Annotated in this window: 18 protein-coding genes; 7 read left to right on the top strand and 11 right to left on the bottom strand. The window is 41.9% G+C overall.

Features of this window, described 5'->3' with window-relative positions; genetic code table 11:
* Window positions 1-226: 226 nt before the first annotated feature.
* Both ACDQ55_RS14065 and ACDQ55_RS14060 read right to left on the bottom strand, forming a co-directional pair.
* Window positions 227-1,132 (bottom strand): glycosyltransferase, encoded by a 906-nt coding sequence (locus ACDQ55_RS14065; protein WP_420982038.1) that lies wholly within the window; start codon window positions 1,130-1,132, stop codon window positions 227-229.
* Between the two features lie 429 nt (window positions 1,133-1,561).
* Window positions 1,562-2,329 carry a hypothetical protein gene (locus ACDQ55_RS14060; RefSeq protein WP_420982037.1) on the bottom strand — a complete coding sequence of 256 codons (768 nt, stop codon included), beginning with the start codon at window positions 2,327-2,329 and terminating at the stop codon, window positions 1,562-1,564.
* Between the two features lie 312 nt (window positions 2,330-2,641).
* Between ACDQ55_RS14060 and ACDQ55_RS14055 the strand changes: the two genes are divergently transcribed.
* The gene (locus tag ACDQ55_RS14055) at window positions 2,642-3,799 is read left to right on the top strand and encodes an FAD-dependent oxidoreductase (protein WP_420982036.1); all 1,158 of its coding nucleotides are present in this window, start codon (window positions 2,642-2,644) and stop codon (window positions 3,797-3,799) included.
* A 114-nt stretch (window positions 3,800-3,913) separates the two neighbouring features.
* On the opposite strand, the gene ACDQ55_RS14050 is transcribed toward ACDQ55_RS14055, so the two are convergent.
* From ACDQ55_RS14050 to ACDQ55_RS14040, 3 genes are all read right to left on the bottom strand, one after another.
* Entirely contained in the window at window positions 3,914-4,138 is a 225-nt protein-coding gene (locus tag ACDQ55_RS14050) for a hypothetical protein (protein WP_420982035.1), read from the bottom strand.
* 30 nt (window positions 4,139-4,168) lie between these two features.
* The gene (locus ACDQ55_RS14045) at window positions 4,169-5,200 is read right to left on the bottom strand and encodes an amidohydrolase (protein WP_420982034.1); all 1,032 of its coding nucleotides are present in this window, start codon (window positions 5,198-5,200) and stop codon (window positions 4,169-4,171) included.
* A gap of 484 nt (window positions 5,201-5,684) precedes the next feature.
* The gene (locus tag ACDQ55_RS14040) at window positions 5,685-6,506 is read right to left on the bottom strand and encodes an alpha/beta fold hydrolase (protein ID WP_420982033.1); all 822 of its coding nucleotides are present in this window, start codon (window positions 6,504-6,506) and stop codon (window positions 5,685-5,687) included.
* 333 nt (window positions 6,507-6,839) lie between these two features.
* Between ACDQ55_RS14040 and ACDQ55_RS14035 the strand changes: the two genes are divergently transcribed.
* Window positions 6,840-6,989 (top strand): hypothetical protein, encoded by a 150-nt coding sequence (locus ACDQ55_RS14035; protein WP_420982032.1) that lies wholly within the window; start codon window positions 6,840-6,842, stop codon window positions 6,987-6,989.
* A gap of 695 nt (window positions 6,990-7,684) precedes the next feature.
* Here ACDQ55_RS14035 and ACDQ55_RS14030 read toward each other — a convergent pair.
* Window positions 7,685-8,467 (bottom strand): hypothetical protein, encoded by a 783-nt coding sequence (locus tag ACDQ55_RS14030; RefSeq protein WP_420982031.1) that lies wholly within the window; start codon window positions 8,465-8,467, stop codon window positions 7,685-7,687.
* Between the two features lie 123 nt (window positions 8,468-8,590).
* Window positions 8,591-9,658, bottom strand: a complete 1,068-nt coding sequence (locus ACDQ55_RS14025) for a glycosyltransferase (RefSeq protein ID WP_420982030.1) — start codon at window positions 9,656-9,658, stop codon at window positions 8,591-8,593.
* A gap of 278 nt (window positions 9,659-9,936) precedes the next feature.
* On the opposite strand from ACDQ55_RS14025, the gene ACDQ55_RS14020 reads away from it, so the two are divergent.
* From ACDQ55_RS14020 to ACDQ55_RS14010, 3 genes are all read left to right on the top strand, one after another.
* A complete protein-coding gene (locus tag ACDQ55_RS14020; protein WP_420982029.1) occupies window positions 9,937-11,049 on the top strand; it encodes a glycosyltransferase in 1,113 nt (370 codons plus the stop codon).
* Between the two features lie 161 nt (window positions 11,050-11,210).
* Entirely contained in the window at window positions 11,211-11,771 is a 561-nt protein-coding gene (locus ACDQ55_RS14015) for a flavin reductase family protein (protein WP_420982028.1), read from the top strand.
* Window positions 11,772-11,789: 18 nt separating this feature from the next.
* Window positions 11,790-13,391, top strand: coding sequence for a Na+/H+ antiporter (locus ACDQ55_RS14010; RefSeq protein WP_420982027.1), 1,602 nt, complete (start codon window positions 11,790-11,792; stop codon window positions 13,389-13,391).
* On the opposite strand, the gene ACDQ55_RS14005 is transcribed toward ACDQ55_RS14010, so the two are convergent.
* Window positions 13,356-13,628 carry a hypothetical protein gene (locus ACDQ55_RS14005; protein WP_420982026.1) on the bottom strand — a complete coding sequence of 91 codons (273 nt, stop codon included), beginning with the start codon at window positions 13,626-13,628 and terminating at the stop codon, window positions 13,356-13,358. The genes ACDQ55_RS14010 and ACDQ55_RS14005 overlap by 36 nt on opposite strands.
* A gap of 112 nt (window positions 13,629-13,740) precedes the next feature.
* Between ACDQ55_RS14005 and ACDQ55_RS14000 the strand changes: the two genes are divergently transcribed.
* Window positions 13,741-14,367 carry a LytTR family DNA-binding domain-containing protein gene (locus tag ACDQ55_RS14000; RefSeq protein ID WP_420982025.1) on the top strand — a complete coding sequence of 209 codons (627 nt, stop codon included), beginning with the start codon at window positions 13,741-13,743 and terminating at the stop codon, window positions 14,365-14,367.
* Window positions 14,368-14,404: 37 nt separating this feature from the next.
* Here the strand turns inward: ACDQ55_RS14000 and ACDQ55_RS13995 are convergent, their stop codons facing one another.
* Complete coding sequence (locus ACDQ55_RS13995) at window positions 14,405-14,860, bottom strand: hypothetical protein (RefSeq protein WP_420982024.1); 456 nt, start codon at window positions 14,858-14,860, stop codon at window positions 14,405-14,407.
* A 146-nt stretch (window positions 14,861-15,006) separates the two neighbouring features.
* Here ACDQ55_RS13995 and ACDQ55_RS13990 point away from each other — a divergent pair, with 146 nt between their 5' ends.
* Window positions 15,007-16,338, top strand: coding sequence for a DEAD/DEAH box helicase (locus ACDQ55_RS13990; RefSeq protein ID WP_420982023.1), 1,332 nt, complete (start codon window positions 15,007-15,009; stop codon window positions 16,336-16,338).
* Window positions 16,339-16,474: 136 nt separating this feature from the next.
* Here ACDQ55_RS13990 and ACDQ55_RS13985 read toward each other — a convergent pair whose 3' ends face one another.
* The gene (locus ACDQ55_RS13985) at window positions 16,475-17,065 is read right to left on the bottom strand and encodes a TetR/AcrR family transcriptional regulator (protein ID WP_420982022.1); all 591 of its coding nucleotides are present in this window, start codon (window positions 17,063-17,065) and stop codon (window positions 16,475-16,477) included.
* A 72-nt stretch (window positions 17,066-17,137) separates the two neighbouring features.
* Window positions 17,138-17,845 (bottom strand): dipeptidase PepE, encoded by a 708-nt coding sequence (gene pepE, locus ACDQ55_RS13980; RefSeq protein ID WP_420982021.1) that lies wholly within the window; start codon window positions 17,843-17,845, stop codon window positions 17,138-17,140.
* Between the last annotated feature and the right edge of the window lie 174 nt (window positions 17,846-18,019).

Raw genomic sequence — 18,019 nt, 5'->3', positions numbered from 1 at the left:
TTTTGATCATAACAATATTATCGAATATTCAGGGTTGGAGAGGAATATTTCTTGACAGGTTGGTGGAGGGTCGTATATACGTTAGCGTGATATGGTGCTGTCGTGTGTAAAACAAAAGGAAATACAGCCCAAATGCCCGGAGTAAAATGGGCTGTAAAAAATACCCTTCAGGTATCCTTATAAAGACGCCTGAAGGGTTTGGTATCCTATTTTTAGGATAATATATTTATTTCACTAGTTTATAGTTTTTGTATTCACCGATGCGCCAACCCGTAATTTTTTCTACTTCATAAAGGAATTTGTGCCGGGGGGTAAATGATCCACGGCTGGCATCATATTTAAATTCCCAATCTTGTTTGGCAATGAGCTCTTGCATAACGGCGGGATGTGTACCAGTAAAAGGAGACAGTACGTCAATAACGGAATGAAAGTCAAAAAGCTCGCTTTGGTCGTAATAGTCCTGTGTACTGGACTTATTGGCATTGTAGTAACTCTTAAATTTCTTTACTTTTCCTCCCAATAAATAAGGATTCCGGCAATAGGAATAATGGAATATGCGTGCATTTAAGCGTTTTACTTTGAGCTTTTCTCCTTTTTCTTCGTTATTATAGGCATCCTCGGAGCTATATTTTCTAAAGCCCTGTGAGTCACGGTAAGAAAATACCTCTGGCTTATTTCTCAAGATGCGGATTTCCTGACTATGCCATTTCCGCGTGGTGCCAATATGTTTGTAATCTCCTACAAAATGCAGGTACTTAAATAAAAATCCGTCTATTTGTTCATTATCGAGGTTGTCTTTAAGCGCTTGCCTGATTTCAGGAATATCTTCTTCATGGATTACTTCGTCGGATTGTATATGGAAGGCCCAATCGCCAGTAGCTGCCTTTAGGCCGATATTAGCTTGTTGTGCAAAAATCTTTCCGCCACTCGTGAGTTGTGGATCCCATTCAGTATCTATAATCTTGATTTTTGGAGAGCCAATGGCTTCAATGGCTTCCCGTGTTCCATCAATACTCTTTCCCACCACGGCTATGAATTCATCACATAAGGGTAGCACTGATTTGATGGATTCAATTACCGGGTAGCCATAAAGGAAACTGTTGCGCATGTAGGTAAAGCCAGTTACTTTCATAATTGATAGCTGTTTTTCAGTTTATAATCTAAGTTCGTAGGTTATTTATTTAGATACTATTCTAACGATTTTACTTTCCAGTGTTTGTTGTTGGCTTAATAGAACAGAAGTAGGAATAGCGTGTAATGTTTTGTAATCTGGCATTGAAATCAGTTGGACATAAGGATTATTCCTTTGGCATTCATAATTCTTCTGAATATGAAGAACATTCGGGTGCTAAATTAGGGTTAAATGTATTATTATCATAATGGAGATTAAAAAAATATTAAAAAATTAAAGCGAAGGTATATTACCCCATTATAATGTTTGCTGGGATCAGGTTATTAAATGGGACGTAGGTGTAGATGGGGCTAACCATCAAAGTCTGCTTTCCAAAAGGAAAACAGACTTTGATGGTTAGCCGTTATATATACTATGTTTGATTAATACTTAGAATGGAACACCAGGATATCCATTGGCAGTGGTATTGGTGCCTTGGTAAGTATTTGTCAGCACATCCCATCTGGCGTATTGATTACCGGAGAAGATATATAATTGTGGCTGGCCGTTATAATGATATTTATCAATATACGCAGCATCAATTCGGGTAAATGGCATGCCTGGATAATTGTTAATGGAGGCAACACCTTCATAAGTATTGGTGAGGATGTCGTATCTCGCATATTGGCTATTACTGAACAAATATAGCTTAGGGTGACCAGGATAGCCGTATACGTCTACGTAAGAGGCATCGATGCTGGTAAATGGTACACCAGGATATCCATCGGCAATGGAATTAACACCCTTGTATTGGTTCGTGGTCATATCATAACGTGCATATTGATCGCCGCTAAAGATATACAGTTGTGCTGTGTTACCATAGTGCCAGATGTCCACGTAGCTGGCATCAAAGCTGGTGAATGGAACGCCGGGATAGCCATTGGCAATAGTGTTTATGCCTTTGTATGTATTGGTTAATACATCATAACGTGCATACTGTATACCATTAAAGATATACAATTGCGGTGTCGCGTAATGGATCGTATCAATGTACGTGGCATTGAAATGTCCTCCCGCGAGGTTGGGCCTTACTTCATCACTGGTTTGTTGATTTGGGCTGTGGGTATCAACATGTGTAGTTAATCCGGTTTTTTCGCAAGAGAGTACAGAAGTTAACATTACTCCGGAAATAACGAATGTAATTAGTGGTCTGTTCATAAAAGTAAAATGAAAGTAGTGAGGGTTACGCTTAGGTTAATTGTTTAAGAATATAAGTCGATATATATAACGGACACAACAAATGTAAGGCGGAAAAACAGATTTCAAAATAATTTCTGTAGCTTGAAAAGATGCAATGCCAATTTATTACGGCGATTAAATGAGTAGCGGCGATGCGCCGCCTATTTGTTTATACCTGTCAAGTTTGCTCTTAGGCCGTAAAAAATTTCAAAAAAAAAGTAAAGTGTAGATTATTTTCTTTTCTCAATCGTCTACTTACACTAAACGAGCAACAAAGTTAAATTCTCAAATATGGTTATTAAAAATAAAAGAATAGCAATTGTGGGTGGCGGCCCCGGTGGACTAACACTTGCAAGACTTTTGCAGATGAGTGGTGCTGATGTAAAAGTGTATGAGAGAGACGTCAATAGAGAGGTAAGAGTACAAGGTGCTACTCTTGACCTGCACGAAGAATCGGGTTTAAAGGCATTAGCCGGAGCAGGGTTAATGGATGCCTTTAAAAAGAATTATAGACCTGGTGCAGATAAAATGCGAATCGTAGACCAGCATGCAAGCATCTTTTGGGACGATCATGATATGAAGCCAGAGGAAGATTTTGGCAATGAATATTTCAGACCAGAAATTGACCGGGGGCCATTGAGAAATATTTTGTTGGACTCCCTACAACCTGGCACCGTTGTTTGGGACAGCCAGTTTTTGACAATGTCGCAAATCAGCAATACATGGAAATTGGAATTTAAAAATGGCAAAACGGCTATAGCAGATATCGTAATAGGGGCAGATGGTGCCAATTCTAAAATTCGTCCTTTTATTACACCTGTTAAACCTTTTTATACAGGTGTAACGGGTGTGGAAGGAAATGTATATGATGCTGAAATCAAAACGCCTAACATCCACGAATTATTAAGGGGCGGAAAAATATTTGCTTTTGGGGGTGAAAAAAGTTTAATTGTAAGTTCAAAGGGTGATGGCAGTTTATCTTTTTATGCAACTTCCAAAATGGAAGAAAATTGGGCAAATAATAGCAGGATAGATTTCTCCAATAAAGCACAGGTGCTCGATTGGTTCAAAAAAGATTTTTCAGCATGGAACAGTATATGGCACGAATTATTTGAAAACGTAACCACTAGTTTTTTTCCAAGACCGATATATAGTATGCCCCTGGACCAAACCTGGGAAGCTTTACCTAACCTTACCATGTTGGGAGATGCTGCACACTTAATGCCGCCCTTTGCCGGAGAAGGGGTAAATATGGCCATGCTTGATGCCCTCGAATTAGCCGAAGCCCTTACCAATAAAGAATGTAACGACATACAGTTGGCTATTTCCGCCTATGAAAAACAGATGAGGATACGGGCTTCGGAGGCGGCAAAAGTATCGCTGGAGAACACCGAATGGATGCATGCGGAGAATGCAATAGATAAGATGCTGGCCATGTTTGGAGAATAAAACATACATACACTCTCCTAACTTCAACTTTAAAGCGCTTTTCTAACTGGCTGGGCTCCGCCGGGAACATTATCCGGATCTGTAATTAGGAGAGATTAAAAATACCTTTTAGTATTATCCATGATTAAAAATGGCTAGCATAGCAACGATGCCAACTTTGGTCCCGTAAGGGATAGCATTGATATCTACTTCAAAATCTCCGTTATGGGCATTAAAGGGCAATTTCCCTGCTGCAAATGATTCATTAAATCGTTTAGGCTCGGCAACACCTACCTGTACATAGCAATAAGCATATTTAGGATTGTGTATCACCAGATGATGGAAATCTTCCGAGCCCATAACGGAGGGCAGTATTGTTTCGTCCAGCAGTTAGTGTGCACTGTCTACTACCTCTTTTAAAGCGGTATTTACACTTTTTGTAAGTGCGGAATCATTATCCAAAGGTTGGGCCCAACCTTTATCTTTTGTGGTGGGATATTTATCCTTTGGTAGATTATAAGCATAGGCGATTCCTTCATTGATCCTCTCAATCCCTTTTTTCATCGTATTCCTGTCTTCCTTCTTAAACCACCGGAGATTTATCTTCAGCAGGGCAGTAGACGGAATCACATTATTGTCCATTCCTGCCTGGACCGATCCAACCGTAATAACAGCGGCATCCTTGGGGTTAATGGCGCGGCTAACAATTGATTGATATTGCATAATTGCTGCAGCAGCCATCACAATGGGAACTTTACATAGGTTGGGAGTTGGTCCATGTCCGCCTATTCCATGAAAAGTTACATCTAATTGGTCGGTGCCTGCCATTCTTACCCCTGCAGCGGCAGTGGCCATCCCAACTTTTATCGGAGCAGTATGCATGCCAAAGAGATATGTAGGATATGGAATTTTATAATCTGTATATAAGCCGCCATTTACCATTGCTTCTGCTCCCTGAATCGGCTCTTCTGCGGGTTGCCCGATAAAAATAATTGTTCCATGCCACCAACTTCTATGTTCAGAAAAGAATTTAGCAACAGCCAACATCCAGGCTGTGTGCGCATCATGCCCACAGGCGTGCATTACAGGCGTTTTGTTGCCGTTTTCTAAAGTGGCGGAGTCTATACTGGCATATGGTAAACCAGTAGTTTCTTTTACAGCATTACAATCCATATCGGCACGGTACATTACAATGGGGCTGGAGCCATTCCGCATTATTCCCGCTATCCCGGTGGTGCCAATTTTCTCCTTTACGTCATAGCCGTAATTCCTTAATTCTGTAGCTATTTTGTGAGCAGTCCTGAATTCCTGGAATCCCAATTCCGGGTGCTGATGAATATCCCTGAAAATGGTTTCAAATTTGGCCTGGTCCTTCTTAATTGCAATATCAATGGAATCAATGCTATGTTCGGTTTGTGCCATCAGATCTTTGGAGTAAAACGCTAAATGCCAGTATAAATACAGCGAATAAGTATACCAGTTTCATGACAGTGTTGTTGAATTATTTGTAATGACTTATAAACCACATAGATAAACGGATATTTTTTCGAAATGTTCAGTTAGCTATTTCAAATTTTATTGACGACTTAAAATGATGATTGTGTCATATATAGTACGGATTACTAATGTAATATAGAGATCATGGTATAGTATCATGAAAGGGGTAAAAATGGGTACAGGAAATGTGTGGATTGTGGGAGACATTACCATAAGTGTGCACGGAAACATCCATGTTGCTATTGGTTCATCAGAACATCCTGACAATAAATTCAAAAAATGAAGCCTTACTTTTTATTATTGCTGTGTTTGGTTGGCATAATAAAAGCTGAAGCCTAAGAGAAAGGCTTCAGCAAAGCCACACGGCTCATTCAGGTTAACCTTGCTGTTGAATTATTTCTCCGGTTGTTTAAGATTGAATAAAAGCCAGGAGATCCTTATTGATTGTTTCAGCTTCCGTTGTGGGCATGCCATGAGGAAAGCCTGGGTATGAAATGAGTTTTCCATTCTTCAACAGTTTAACCGCCTTGAGTCCGGAAATAGGATACGGGACGATCTGGTCGTCTTCGCCATGCATAACCAGCACAGGAATATCAACACTTTTAAGGTCTTCTGTAAAATCTGTTTCTGAAAAAGCCTTGATACAATCATAATGTGCTTTTATGGCTCCCATCATGCCCTGGCGCCACCAATTATCCCTAACACCTTGCGATATTTTTACACCGTCACGATTATATCCATAAAATGGAATAGTGAAGTCCTGAAAGTATTGTGGTCTTTGTGTAGCGGTGCCTTTGCGTATTTCATCGAAGATGGATAGCGGTACGCCATCCGGGTTGTTTTCGCTTTGTAGCATGAGCGGGGTTACCGCGCTGATGAGTACTGCTTTAGCTACGCGACCTTGCCCATATTTTGAAACATAACGGATCACTTCTCCACCGCCGGTGGAATGACCAATGTGTATAGCGTCTTTTAAATCAAGTGCCTGTGTAAGCTCCGCCACATCTGCAGCATAGGTATCCATATCATGACCATTGGCAGTTTGGCTGGATCTTCCATGCCCTCTGCGGTCATGGGCAATAACCCTGAATCCATGCTCCAGGAAAAACATCATTTGCCCGTCCCAGTCGTCTCCGCACAAAGGCCAACCATGATGAAAAACGAGTGGTTGACCTGTTCCCCAGTCTTTGTAGTAAATTTTAGTACCGTCTTTCACTTTGATTTTACTCATTGATTTGGATTTTATGATGGTGGATAATGATTTTTTGAAGTGAGGCCAATATGTTATGGAGTAGGATGTAAGCTATTATTGAATGCTCCTGTAATCCATTCCAATGAATACGTGGTCTGGTAATTAACACGGATCTTGCCGCTATTGTTGTTATATCACCGATTGAATTAAATCTGGTAAATAAAGCGACGTTCACTATTGCTTACAAGTATGGAAGTTAGCACCTTGATTGACGTTATTGCTTTCGTTTTCTTACAATCCTACTCTAAGCTGCCTTTTTACTTTTGTATGAACGCAATTAAAAAATTATTTAACAATTTTAATCTGGTAACAATGGAGCAGCTAACAAAAAATTCGTTCAGTAAAACAGATGATCATCCGATGGTATTTAAAATTTATAAAGTAGTGAAGAAGGTGATCAAATACCTATCTTATCTTGCTTTGCTTTACTTTGCTTACAAAGGTTTTATGAGCTGGCAATAAATTATCAAAGGGGGTAGGCCCGAAGGTATACCCCTTACTTGTTTTTAGCAGTTGGATGTTATTGATGAGCTGCAATAATTCCCTGTATAAGCTTACGGGCCTATTAACAAGGAATTGTCGTCATAATAGTTTCTTTAGCATGATTTGCGCCGTTTATAGGGCGCCATTTATTATAAGGAAGCCGTCATCCTGAGGCTAATAATCGTTTGTCTGATTAGTATATCCGTTACTGTGCAGCCCCGAGGGTATTGCCGGGTTGCCATAATTTTGCTCTACCATGGCTTGTCGTAGGTAGTAAACAATTTAAACAAAGCGCGGCCAACGAGCGCTTTCTCTTGTCTCATGGCTTATCAAACACATAATCGCGTGTCCAACGTTGAACGCCGGAGGGTACTTTTGCCATAAGCAAGTGGTGATTTGGGTTTTGTAATAGGATTTACCTGGTGATTTGCACCAGCGGTTATTTTGAGTCTTTATGATTACCGGTAAGACCAGTATAGCTTTGCTATCTGTTATAATGTGGTACCTCCATCACCATTGGGCAGTATTAAGTCAGACAGAGAAATAGTTAATCGTGTCATTTAAAGATAGGGTTATTGGTAAATTAGTTAGGAATCCGATATGAGTATGTTCGCTAAGGTAACTATCATTTTATCAATTGCCCAAATTTTTTTGCAGGAAAATTTTAGCATCTTTTATTTTTTTTGTTGTAGTGCTTCCAGCTGGTTGGTTAGTTGGTTAATAGTGGTTTGTTGTTTTTCAAGTGTTTTATTGACCTCAATTAAATAGAGGGTCAGCTCTTCTATTTTCTGCAATAATTTTATTTGATGGTCGCCCACATCCAACCCTTCCTGTTGCATTTGTGCAGCGGGGGCTATTTCTGGCAGGTGGCGATTCGTCTGTACGTATTTATCCAATGCCTGCAGGGAAAGCAGCGGATAAGCCGGATCAAATACGAAATCCGCTCCCGTGGCATTCACTACTAACCGGTTGGCACGTACAACTCCATCTACATCCAGTTTATACTTCGTGTTATTTTGAGTGGATTTACCGATCAGCACATTGCCAATTGAGGTGATGCGCATCCGTTCAGCCGGTAGGGCTTCACTTAATAACAGCGGTTCTGTGGTGGCGCCAAAAACAATATCTCCCCCCGAACTTAAGCCGGAAACCGCGGGTAAACGCTCAAACCACATTCCTGTTACATAGGCCGGGTCCCGTATATCCCTGTAGGCAGATCCCAGTATACCGCCTAATACATGTATGGTACCATAAGTTGTATTAGCGCCCCGGTTATTGAGCGTAATAAAAGGAGAGGCATTCCTCTCTACCGAATTCCCCGACAACTCCAACATGGTACGTGGTGAGGTAATGCCGATGCCAATGTTTCCGTTATCAGTAATGTGATTGGTTTGGGCAATAAGCAGTTGGCAAAAACAACAAGGTACAGTAAGAGTTAACAATAATGCTTTAAACATAGGTATTTGATTTATAAGGCAATAATAAGAATTTATGATTTAGATCTAAAATAATGAAGGGTATTTTGATAATAATTTTATATACGATCTTCCCTGTAGCTCTCTTTGGGCAGATCTGAAAAATTACCCCGTGCGCTTATCGGTTGATAACAACATTTGTGCAATATCTACTACTTTTTGTGCGATCACTTTGTGATTGTAGGTATTCGTGATGATTTCATACCCCATTTGCGCAATAGATTCGCGTTGCACTGCATTTGCTTTTAACCGGAGGATTTGGTCTGCAATTTCCTGTGGATCGTTTTTAGTGAGAACAATGTTTTTGTTGGGCATAAATATTTCGTGTATGGCAGGCGTGTCTTTAGTAATGATGGCTTTTTGCAAAGCAGCATAGTGGTATATTTTGTTAGGGATTACCAGGTCTGCTTTTAACCCGTCTCCAAAAATGCCCAAACAAATATCAAACTGGTTAATGGCCTCGTTTAATACATCGTATTTGCACCAGCCACTAAAGGTAATATGCTGCAGGCCGTAAGTTACTTCCGCAAGGTGGCGCATCTGTTTGTATTCAAATCCTTCTCCGATAAGATGGAAACGTATATCTGTGTGATTTTTCAGGATATTGGCCGCTTCAATGATATAACGGGTGCCCTGCAACGGAATAAAGCCGCCGTAAAACCCAACGGTGAATGGTTGCTGTGTTCTGCCAGCAGTGGTGTTGGGATGGAAGGCTGTTGTATTTACGCCTACCTCTACTACTTGCAGTTTAGAGAGTGGTACCTGGAAGGTTTGATGGAAATAATTCCGGTGCGCTGCCGTATCACATAATACCACATCGGCCTTGTGCATAGCTACCTTGTCTTTTAAAAAGTTTTTATAACCACGCAACGATCTTTTCTTTACCTGTTTGTAATCAAATACTTTGGTAAGATAACGGGATATGAGGGGGTCAAAGATAACAGGTGTACGGGTGAAGAATTTTATCCAGGCTACATCTTTATGTGTAAACGAAGGCAGGAAAATAATATCTGCATCAGCACATGCTTTACGGAGAGCGAAAAGGTTCCACTTAGACCGTTCCCGGAAATTATAAAAAGAAACCTGTATTCCTGGTAGTTGCTCCAGGCCGTCCAGTATTACTTTTGTTCGGTTATACCCTGCTTCAAATTTACCTGCAAATAGTATATTCATTTTTTTTAGAATGTAATTTGCAAAAAATTACCTTAATTTCAGGCGATGAATTATGCCAGTAAATGATGCCAGAATAAATGCAGGTATCAGCCATATAACAAAATGTAATCTACGGAAAACCGCTATTTATCGACATTAATCTTATTTGCCGGCAAATTATCCCCAATGGGCCTATAGAAGTGTTAAGTAATGTTAAGGTTCAATAAACTATTTCAAACTTTTGCTAAATAGCATGCAGAAGAGCAACCACCCTATAGGAACCAAAAAAAGAGCAGCACATGAAAACTAAATCAATACGCATACTTGAGCTCAATTTTGAGCGAACGTGGCGAGGAGGAGAAAGACAGACGTTATATAATACCCAAGGTTTTATCGCTGCGGGTATGAAAGTGGATGTATTGTGTAGAAAAAATTTTCCGATCGAGCAAAAACTAAAAGAGCAGGGGTTTTCTACCATTGCTTTTAAGAATGTTTTTGGCGTCATTTTCTTTTTGATCACACGGGGACACAAGTACGATATTTTCCATGTGCAAACTTCGCATATCCTTACTTATGCGATCCTTACCAGGCCTTTTCATTGGGCGAAGGTTGTATTTACGCGCAGGATTGATTTTGTGCCTAAAGGAAAACTTACTTTATTAAAATATAGGTTATGCACACACGTAGTAGGCATTAGCCGGGCTATTCAACAGATTATGACCGATTTTGGCGTAAAAGATGTACAGCTGATTTCCAGCGCCATTGCGCCGAAAGTGCTGGATACAGCACGTGCCCGCCGGGTAATCGACGAAATGAACCTCCCTCCTTATACCAAAGTAATTGCTACTACCGCAGCATTTGTGGCGCATAAAGACCCGCTTTGCATGGTAGCCGCTATAAAACACCTTACTACTTTGCGCAACGATTTTGTATTCCTGCATTTTGGCAATGGGGAAATGCAGGCAGAAGTGCGTGCTGCGATGGAAGAAGCTGGCCTGTTAGGCATTTACCGGATAATGGGATTTCAACACAACGTGGAAGATTTTTTCAGTGTCATGGATGCATTTGCAATGAGCTCTTCCGAAGAAGGATTGGGCAGTAGCGTGCTGGATGCTTTTATTTACAGGGTGCCAGTGGCAGCTACCAATGCAGGCGGCCTTAAAGACCTGCTCGAAGAGGGCCGTGGATTGATGTGTGCAGTGAAAGACAGCAAAACACTGGCATTGCAACTTGATATCCTGTTAAGTCATCCCCAAGAAACAGCCCAGATGGTGGAAAGGGCCTACAAATTTGCTATCACGAAGCATAACATCACTTTTATCACCCAGCAATACTTACAATTACTGGGTTTAAAAGGCAAGCAACACTATCAGGTGGTGAAACCTGCCACGGTGCGGGTGGCTACCAGTTAAATATACTAACAACTTTTGCCATGGTATAACCGGGGCTGCCTTTCCAGGCGGCCCCGGCTTGTTTTAAAGAATAGCACAGCATTCAACAATATAATATCTCTTTTCGTTGATTATTCGTTAGGTATAACGCTTGCAGCGATTTGCCCGAAAAAATGAATACTATGAAAAGGGAATATAAAAAAACAGCGTTACCGGTATGGGAAATCCGTAAATTCCTGGAGCCTGGCCCTACTGTATTGGTTAGCTCCCGTTGGCAAAATAAAACCAATATCATGACCATGGGTTGGCACACCGTGATGGAATTTTCACCGTCACTGATAGGATGTATGATCACCAGCGCCAACTATAGTTATGAGCTGATCAGAAAAAGTAAGGAATGCGTGATCAATATTCCCACTCTCCAACTGATCGATGAGATCATAGGCATTGGCAATACTTCAGGCGCCCATATAGATAAATTCAGTAAGTTTGCCCTTACGCCGGAAGATGGACGTATAGTGAAAGCCCCGCTTATAAAGGAATGTTACGCCAATCTCGAATGTAAAGTGGTAGATACTCAATTACTGGCCACTTATAATTTCTTTATATTGGAAGTGGTAGACGCGCAAGTGGCTACCTATCCTAAATACCCTAAAACAGTGCATTACAGGGGAGAGGGTGCTTTTATGGTATCCGGAAAACAGGTGAAACTCCCAGGTAAGTTTAAAAAACAAAATCTTTAATCCTGATAAAATCTTCCAATGCTTATTACTGTTATTCAGTATATCATCCTGATCTTTATTATCCTTTTTCTGGTAATGCTGGCGCAAAAGTTAAAGATTGCCTATCCTATTATACTCGTGTTAGGCGGACTCTTATTGAGTTTTTTTAAATTCCTCCCATCTATCCGGATTAACCCGGAGTTGATCCTGCTGATTTTTTTGCCCCCACTGTTATATGAAGCGGCCTGGTATACTTCCTGGCGGGAATTATGGCATTGGAGGCGCATCATATCTTCTTTTGCCTTCCTCATCGTGATTGTTACTTCCTTTGTAGTGGCTATTGTATCTAGCTCTATTATACCCGGGTTTACCCTGGCATTGGGATTTGTATTAGGTAGTATCGTTTCCCCACCAGATGCGGTGTCGGCTACAAGTGTTATGCAGCATGTGAAGGTGCCGAAAGGGCTTGCCGCTATCATAGAAGGAGAAAGCCTGATGAATGACGCTTCCAGCTTGACTGTATTCCGCTTTGCCAGCGCCGCCGTGATGACCGGCTCTTTTGTGTTTAAAGATGCTGCGGGGAGCTTTGTGGTAATTATCGTGATGGGTATTGTGATTGGGATACTAATAGCAATGATTTATTATGCGATCCACCGTTGGCTCCCCACTAATCCGCAAATGGATGTGGTGCTTACGCTCACAGCCCCTTATGTGATGTACATTACGGCGGAATCCTTCCATGGTTCTGGTGTATTGGCTGTGGTAAGTGGAGGATTGTTCCTTTCTTACAGAAGACAGCGGATATTTACTTACAGTAGCCGCATCCAGGGCGCCAACGTGTGGTCTACCCTGGGATTTATGCTAAATGGTATCGTGTTTATACTAATAGGACTGGAATTGCCGGTTATCATTAAGGAACTGGGCTCAGTGAGCCTGAATGAGGCAGTTAAGTACGGGCTTATGATCACTGGAGTATTAATGGTTACCCGTTTGCTGTGTACCTTTGGGGCTACTGTTTTTACCATATTCGCCAGCCGTTATATTACTACTGCTCAGAGTAACCCTGGTTGGAAGGCTCCTCTCGTTTTCAGCTGGGCGGGCATGAGGGGGGTAGTATCGTTGGCCGCTGCTTTGTCTATACCCGTATACATGAATAACGGCCAGTTGTTTCCTCAGCGCAACTTGATCCTGTTCATCACCTTTACAGTAATATTATTAACCCTCGTTATACAAGGGCTTACGTTGCCTGTAGTTATCCGCTGGCTGAATATGGAAGAACAAGATAGTCATCTGCCTTTGGAAGAACAGGAAAGAATCATCGTGAATACCTTAACGGAAAAAAGTATTGAGTTCCTGGATACTTATTATGCGGAAGACTTGCGTGCTAATACGGCTTTATGGGAGCTGAGAGAAGACTTAGAGCATCGTAAATCTATTTCTGTCCACAATCGTAGGGAAGGGATTGATCACGAGCAATACCGTAAAGTGTACCTGAAAATGCTGGATAACCAGCGTAAGGTATTGCGTTCTTTTGCTAAAGATCCCCGTACGCAGGATGAGATCGTCCGCAAGTTCCAGGAGTTAGTAGATATTGAGGAAGAGATATTACGGATGAAATACGAGTATGGCGTTAGCCATTAATGAAATTTCTGCCGTTGCTGCTTTTTCAATAGGAACGTGCAGGTTTTGGGTATCCAATACGTGTCTGGCATCTTCTGTGATGGTAGCCATGCCCATACGTGCGATCTTTTGCTGGTCTGGTGAATAGGAGGCTATTGCGCTATCTGCCCTTGCGGTAGCCGTTTCCTTTTTGGCAGCACCACTACAGCTGAATAGCATAGCCACCCCGGTTAGGGCTACGGCTATCTGCATTTTCATTGATATATGAAATATGCATTTTTTGTAAATGTATGGTCCGGATCTTATCATCTCTTTATGCTTTGCTTACCGGCTTTTTTCCTTATCTTAAAAGAAGAAATGATCCACGATTATGAAAAGCTTGTATTCTTTGTCTTGCTCAAAGCATGCTGCTAAGCATTCTCCTTTTGCCCTGCCTATGCCAGTTATCAATAGGATGGCCTGGGTTGCGGTTGGTAGTTTGTTGGGCCTCTGGTTGGCTTACAACGCGCTGCCGTTATTGCTATTATCCATGTGCATAACGCAGTTCTTAGTACGGAGGTTTAGCCCGGATTGCAGGCTTGCCGGTATGGCGCCTAGGTGGGCGGATGAAGTGGTATACCTGGAGATAGCGGGAACTGAAGAACTGGAGGGAAAGGAGTACGGTGTGACGCTTTGTGACGGGCAGGACCGGCCTATGATAGCTCTTCCCCCGGCTACCCTCTTGCTGGTAAAGGCGGAAGATAATTACGTACGGATATATTATCACTCCGGAAATCAGATCAATAAAGTATTGGTGAGAACAACACTTAAAAAGCTGGAAGATCGTTTATCCGCTATTGGGTTAGTGCGGGCTCATCGCTCCTGGTTGGTAAATATCCGCCAGGTAATGCTTCTTAAGAAAGGGCCACGGGGATATTATTTGCAGCTTAATGGTCTGGAAGATATGGTAGTGCCGGTATCTGCGACTTATGTACCGTCTTTTTTAAGCCAGATGTGATTTTTTTGTCTATCAAAAAAATCACATCTGATTATATTTAATCACATCTATGGAAAGGGATGGTATCAAATTTTAACTCCTGGTTGTTTGCACTAAACACTGGAATGCCCTGGTCATCTATTTTTTCAGGCATTGCTTCAAAGGCAGTTTTATCCGTAAGTTTAAAAATAACGGGTCTGGAGCTTTCCACTCCTTCGCTATAGTAATTATATTGGGCCCGTAAAATGTCGTTATGGAGCAAACCGGAGATTTTACCCGTGTTTTTGTCCTTTTCAAAAAAATTATACGATAGATTACCTGTTGCTACACTGTCTTCAACATTAAGTGTGAGTTGTATCGTATCCCTGCCTATTATTTTCGTATAACAGGCATTTCGTATATGGATGGGTGATGTAATTACCGTATCCGTGGAAACGGTTGACTGTTGCGCGCCTGGGTGACAGGCCGTAAATGCGCCGGCTACAAGTGTCAGTAAAATATAAGTTGTTTTCATGCGCTCAATTTAAATAAAAAAATGAAAAAGTAGACTTGTTTTTGCCTTCCAGTATCCCAAAGTACGGTCGGTATCTTTGTGGGCCGCAATACCGGTAAGAGACAGTCTTTGCTGCTTTGAGTGAAACTTTCGTACTTTTGCGCCAAATGCAGAAAGAAACATACTCACTAAGTAATATACTTGCCGCGCTCAAGATCGAAACACTCAATGAAATGCAGCGAAGTTCCATGGAAGCCAATCGGGAACATGCAGACGTAGTCCTGCTGTCGGCTACCGGTTCAGGGAAAACGCTGGCATTCCTGTTGCCTATCCTGGAACGGTTGGATATTACCAAAAAAAGCACCCAGGCGTTGATAGTAGTGCCTTCCCGCGAACTGGCCTTGCAGATAGAAAAGGTATTCCGGCACATGGGCACTGGCTATAAGATTACTGCCTGTTATGGCGGTCATCTCCGGGAAACAGAAGAAAATAATCTGATAGAAGCGCCTGCAGTTATTGTAGGTACACCCGGTCGCCTCGGCGATCACATCCGTAGAGGCAATATTACAGTAGATACGATTGAAACACTGGTGCTCGACGAATTCGATAAAACCCTGGAATTAGGATTCCAGGAAGAGGTATCCTTTATTGTAGCATCGCTCCCCAATGTTCATAAACATATACTTACTTCGGCTACAGAAACGGTAGATATACCCGAATTCGTGGTGTTGAAGAGTCCGGTAAAGTTGAACTTTCTTCCGGAAGGTGGAGCAACGGCGGAGCGACTCTCTATCAGGCAAGTGCTTTCACCCGAAAATGATAAGGTGGATACCCTGTTCCGCCTGATCTGTGTGTTAGGTAACCGCTCTACAATTGTATTCTGTAACCATCGTGAAGCAGTAGAGCGCACCAGTAAGATGTTGTCTGAAAAAAGTATTATCAATACTTTCTATCATGGCGCTATGGAACAACAAGAGCGGGATACGGCCCTCTGCAAATTCCGCAACGGATCGGTAAATGTATTGGTGACCACCGACTTGGCAGCCAGGGGATTGGATATTCCACATATCCGCTATATCATACATTTTCATCTGCCTCATACGGAGGATAGCTGGACACACCGTAATGGCCGTACCGCCAGGATGGAAGCCAGCGGTACCGCTATCGTTATCTTGGCCCCCGACGAAAAGCTGATGCCCTACCTCGATGGCGATACCATTGCACCGATAGCACTACCAGCAGAGGCTATTTTGCCGGAAAAGCCCAAGTGGACTACTGTCTTTATAGGCGCCGGTAAAAAAGATAAAGTGAATAAGATAGATATTGTAGGTTTTCTGGCTAAAAAAGGACACCTGAAAAAAGATGATATTGGCCTGATTGAAGTGAAAGATTTCTTTTCCTTTGTAGCTGTGGTGAAATCCAAAGTGGGGCATGCCCTGGAGCAGGTAAAGAACGAGAAAATCAAAAATAAAAAGGTGAAGATTGAAATAGCAAGATAGTATTCAATAATTGATAATATAGCAACAGCGGTGAGCAATCACCGCTGTTTTTTTATAAAAACTTTTATAGCGCAACTTGCCCCGTACTGTATAACGGAAATGATTATACGTGATGTTAACGATGCTCCATACCCCTTTAAGGCTGTAACGATTTTAGTACCCGTTGCAGTGCGATTTCCAGCTTCTCGTCGCTCAACGAAAAAGGGGTGCCAGACATGGTGGCATTGTCGAGATGAAACTTCACCAGCGTATAAAAAGGGCCATATGCTAACGCCCAAAACACTTCTGGCGGCAGTTGCAGTACTTGCTTTTTTTCTACTGCATTCGATACAAACCTGGTCATCGCTTCCCGGAACAAGTCTTCCTGTAAGCTATCCTGTTTTTTGATCAATGGAGAATTTCTGAATTGTTCAAGAAAGAAATAGTGGAGCGGGTATTCCTGGATATATTGGTAACGGTTATGCCATTGCCGGGATAAACCTGCTGCGAAGTCCATATCCGGACTAAACCCGTTCAGGGTAGTTTTCATAAATAGATCTACCGTTTCAGCAAATAATTGGTTGAGCAGGTGTTCACGGTTTTTGAAATAAATATAGATCGTGGATACAGAAATATTGGCGGCTTTGGCCAATTTATGCATACTTAACCCATCAAAGCCTTCGTGAACAATCATTTCAATAGCTTTTTGCCGGATAATGGTTGCTTTATTTTCGTCTTTCACACGCATCTGGCAAAGATAAAAGAATGATTGTTCTTTTAAGAGCTTTGATGGGATTTTATTTGAGCGGCAATACTTTTCTTACTGTAAGTGAGCTAGTGAGCTGCCGGCAGGTACTTCATAAGGTGCTTTTCCGGCTTCAAATATCCGTGCGTTCAGCGTTCCTTCCAGTGTTAAAGTATTGTCTTTGGCATAAATCCAGCTACCTTCCCGGAGACCTATCACTGGAGTGTTATTTTGGGTATGATATTCTTTGATCCGTGTTTCCCGTGTTTCGCCCATGTGCTGGGAACCGGGAATAGGGTCTAGGTAATGTGGATTTAAATTAAAAGGCACGAGTCCCATAGTGTTAAAGCTGGGTGGGTATACAATCGGCATATCGTTGGTATTTTTCATGGTTAGCCCACCGATGTTGCTGCCTGCGCTGCAACCCATATATGGTGCACCCGTCATTACAGCATCCCGTAATACGTGCATCAACCCTTGTTCGTGCAATTGTTTGACCAGCAGAAAAGTGTTACCGCCGCCGGTAAAGAATCCCTTTGCACTTTTGATGGCGGCTGCTTGATCGCTGAAGGTATGCAGCCCGCGTACCCGGACGCCTATATTACTAAAAGCTTCTGCTGCCCTCGCCGTATAGTCGTCGTGGGAAATACCTCCCGGACGGGCAAAAGGAACAAAAATAATTTCTTCTATACCAGCATATAATATCTTCATGGCAGGTTGCAGGTATGCCAGGTAGTTTTCTCCAAATAAAGTGGAGGTACTCGCCAGAATAAAGTGTTTCATAAACCCAAAAATTAGACAAATGTAAGGATTAAAGGGTAATGCGGCGCCGTTGGAGCGCTGTGGTGAATAGGATCTTTATAATTGTACGATAAACGAATATTTTATAGTACCTTATCATTACTTTTATTGTATTTGATAGTAACGGGTACGCCTAGATAATATCCGTTTATCAGG

This window comes from Chitinophaga sp. 30R24, assembly GCF_049056765.1.
GTDB lineage: Bacteria > Bacteroidota > Bacteroidia > Chitinophagales > Chitinophagaceae > Chitinophaga.
This window is presented reverse-complemented; position numbering and strand designations above follow the sequence as displayed.

Excerpts from the sequence above, each read along its gene's own strand:
- ACDQ55_RS14065 (WP_420982038.1), bottom strand. The coding sequence starts at position 1,132 with ATGAAAGTAACTGGCTTTACCTACATGCGCAACAGTTTCCTTTATGGC.
- ACDQ55_RS14060 (WP_420982037.1), bottom strand. The coding sequence starts at position 2,329 with ATGAACAGACCACTAATTACATTCGTTATTTCCGGAGTAATGTTAACT.
- ACDQ55_RS14055 (WP_420982036.1), top strand. The coding sequence starts at position 2,642 with ATGGTTATTAAAAATAAAAGAATAGCAATTGTGGGTGGCGGCCCCGGT.
- ACDQ55_RS14050 (WP_420982035.1), bottom strand. The coding sequence starts at position 4,138 with ATGGGCTCGGAAGATTTCCATCATCTGGTGATACACAATCCTAAATAT.
- ACDQ55_RS14045 (WP_420982034.1), bottom strand. The coding sequence starts at position 5,200 with ATGGCACAAACCGAACATAGCATTGATTCCATTGATATTGCAATTAAG.
- ACDQ55_RS14040 (WP_420982033.1), bottom strand. The coding sequence starts at position 6,506 with ATGAGTAAAATCAAAGTGAAAGACGGTACTAAAATTTACTACAAAGAC.
- ACDQ55_RS14035 (WP_420982032.1), top strand. The coding sequence starts at position 6,840 with ATGGAGCAGCTAACAAAAAATTCGTTCAGTAAAACAGATGATCATCCG.
- ACDQ55_RS14030 (WP_420982031.1), bottom strand. The coding sequence starts at position 8,467 with ATGTTTAAAGCATTATTGTTAACTCTTACTGTACCTTGTTGTTTTTGC.
- ACDQ55_RS14025 (WP_420982030.1), bottom strand. The coding sequence starts at position 9,658 with ATGAATATACTATTTGCAGGTAAATTTGAAGCAGGGTATAACCGAACA.
- ACDQ55_RS14020 (WP_420982029.1), top strand. The coding sequence starts at position 9,937 with ATGAAAACTAAATCAATACGCATACTTGAGCTCAATTTTGAGCGAACG.
- ACDQ55_RS14015 (WP_420982028.1), top strand. The coding sequence starts at position 11,211 with ATGAAAAGGGAATATAAAAAAACAGCGTTACCGGTATGGGAAATCCGT.
- ACDQ55_RS14010 (WP_420982027.1), top strand. The coding sequence starts at position 11,790 with ATGCTTATTACTGTTATTCAGTATATCATCCTGATCTTTATTATCCTT.
- ACDQ55_RS14005 (WP_420982026.1), bottom strand. The coding sequence starts at position 13,628 with ATGAAAATGCAGATAGCCGTAGCCCTAACCGGGGTGGCTATGCTATTC.
- ACDQ55_RS14000 (WP_420982025.1), top strand. The coding sequence starts at position 13,741 with ATGAAAAGCTTGTATTCTTTGTCTTGCTCAAAGCATGCTGCTAAGCAT.
- ACDQ55_RS13995 (WP_420982024.1), bottom strand. The coding sequence starts at position 14,860 with ATGAAAACAACTTATATTTTACTGACACTTGTAGCCGGCGCATTTACG.
- ACDQ55_RS13990 (WP_420982023.1), top strand. The coding sequence starts at position 15,007 with ATGCAGAAAGAAACATACTCACTAAGTAATATACTTGCCGCGCTCAAG.
- ACDQ55_RS13985 (WP_420982022.1), bottom strand. The coding sequence starts at position 17,065 with ATGCGTGTGAAAGACGAAAATAAAGCAACCATTATCCGGCAAAAAGCT.
- pepE (WP_420982021.1), bottom strand. The coding sequence starts at position 17,845 with ATGAAACACTTTATTCTGGCGAGTACCTCCACTTTATTTGGAGAAAAC.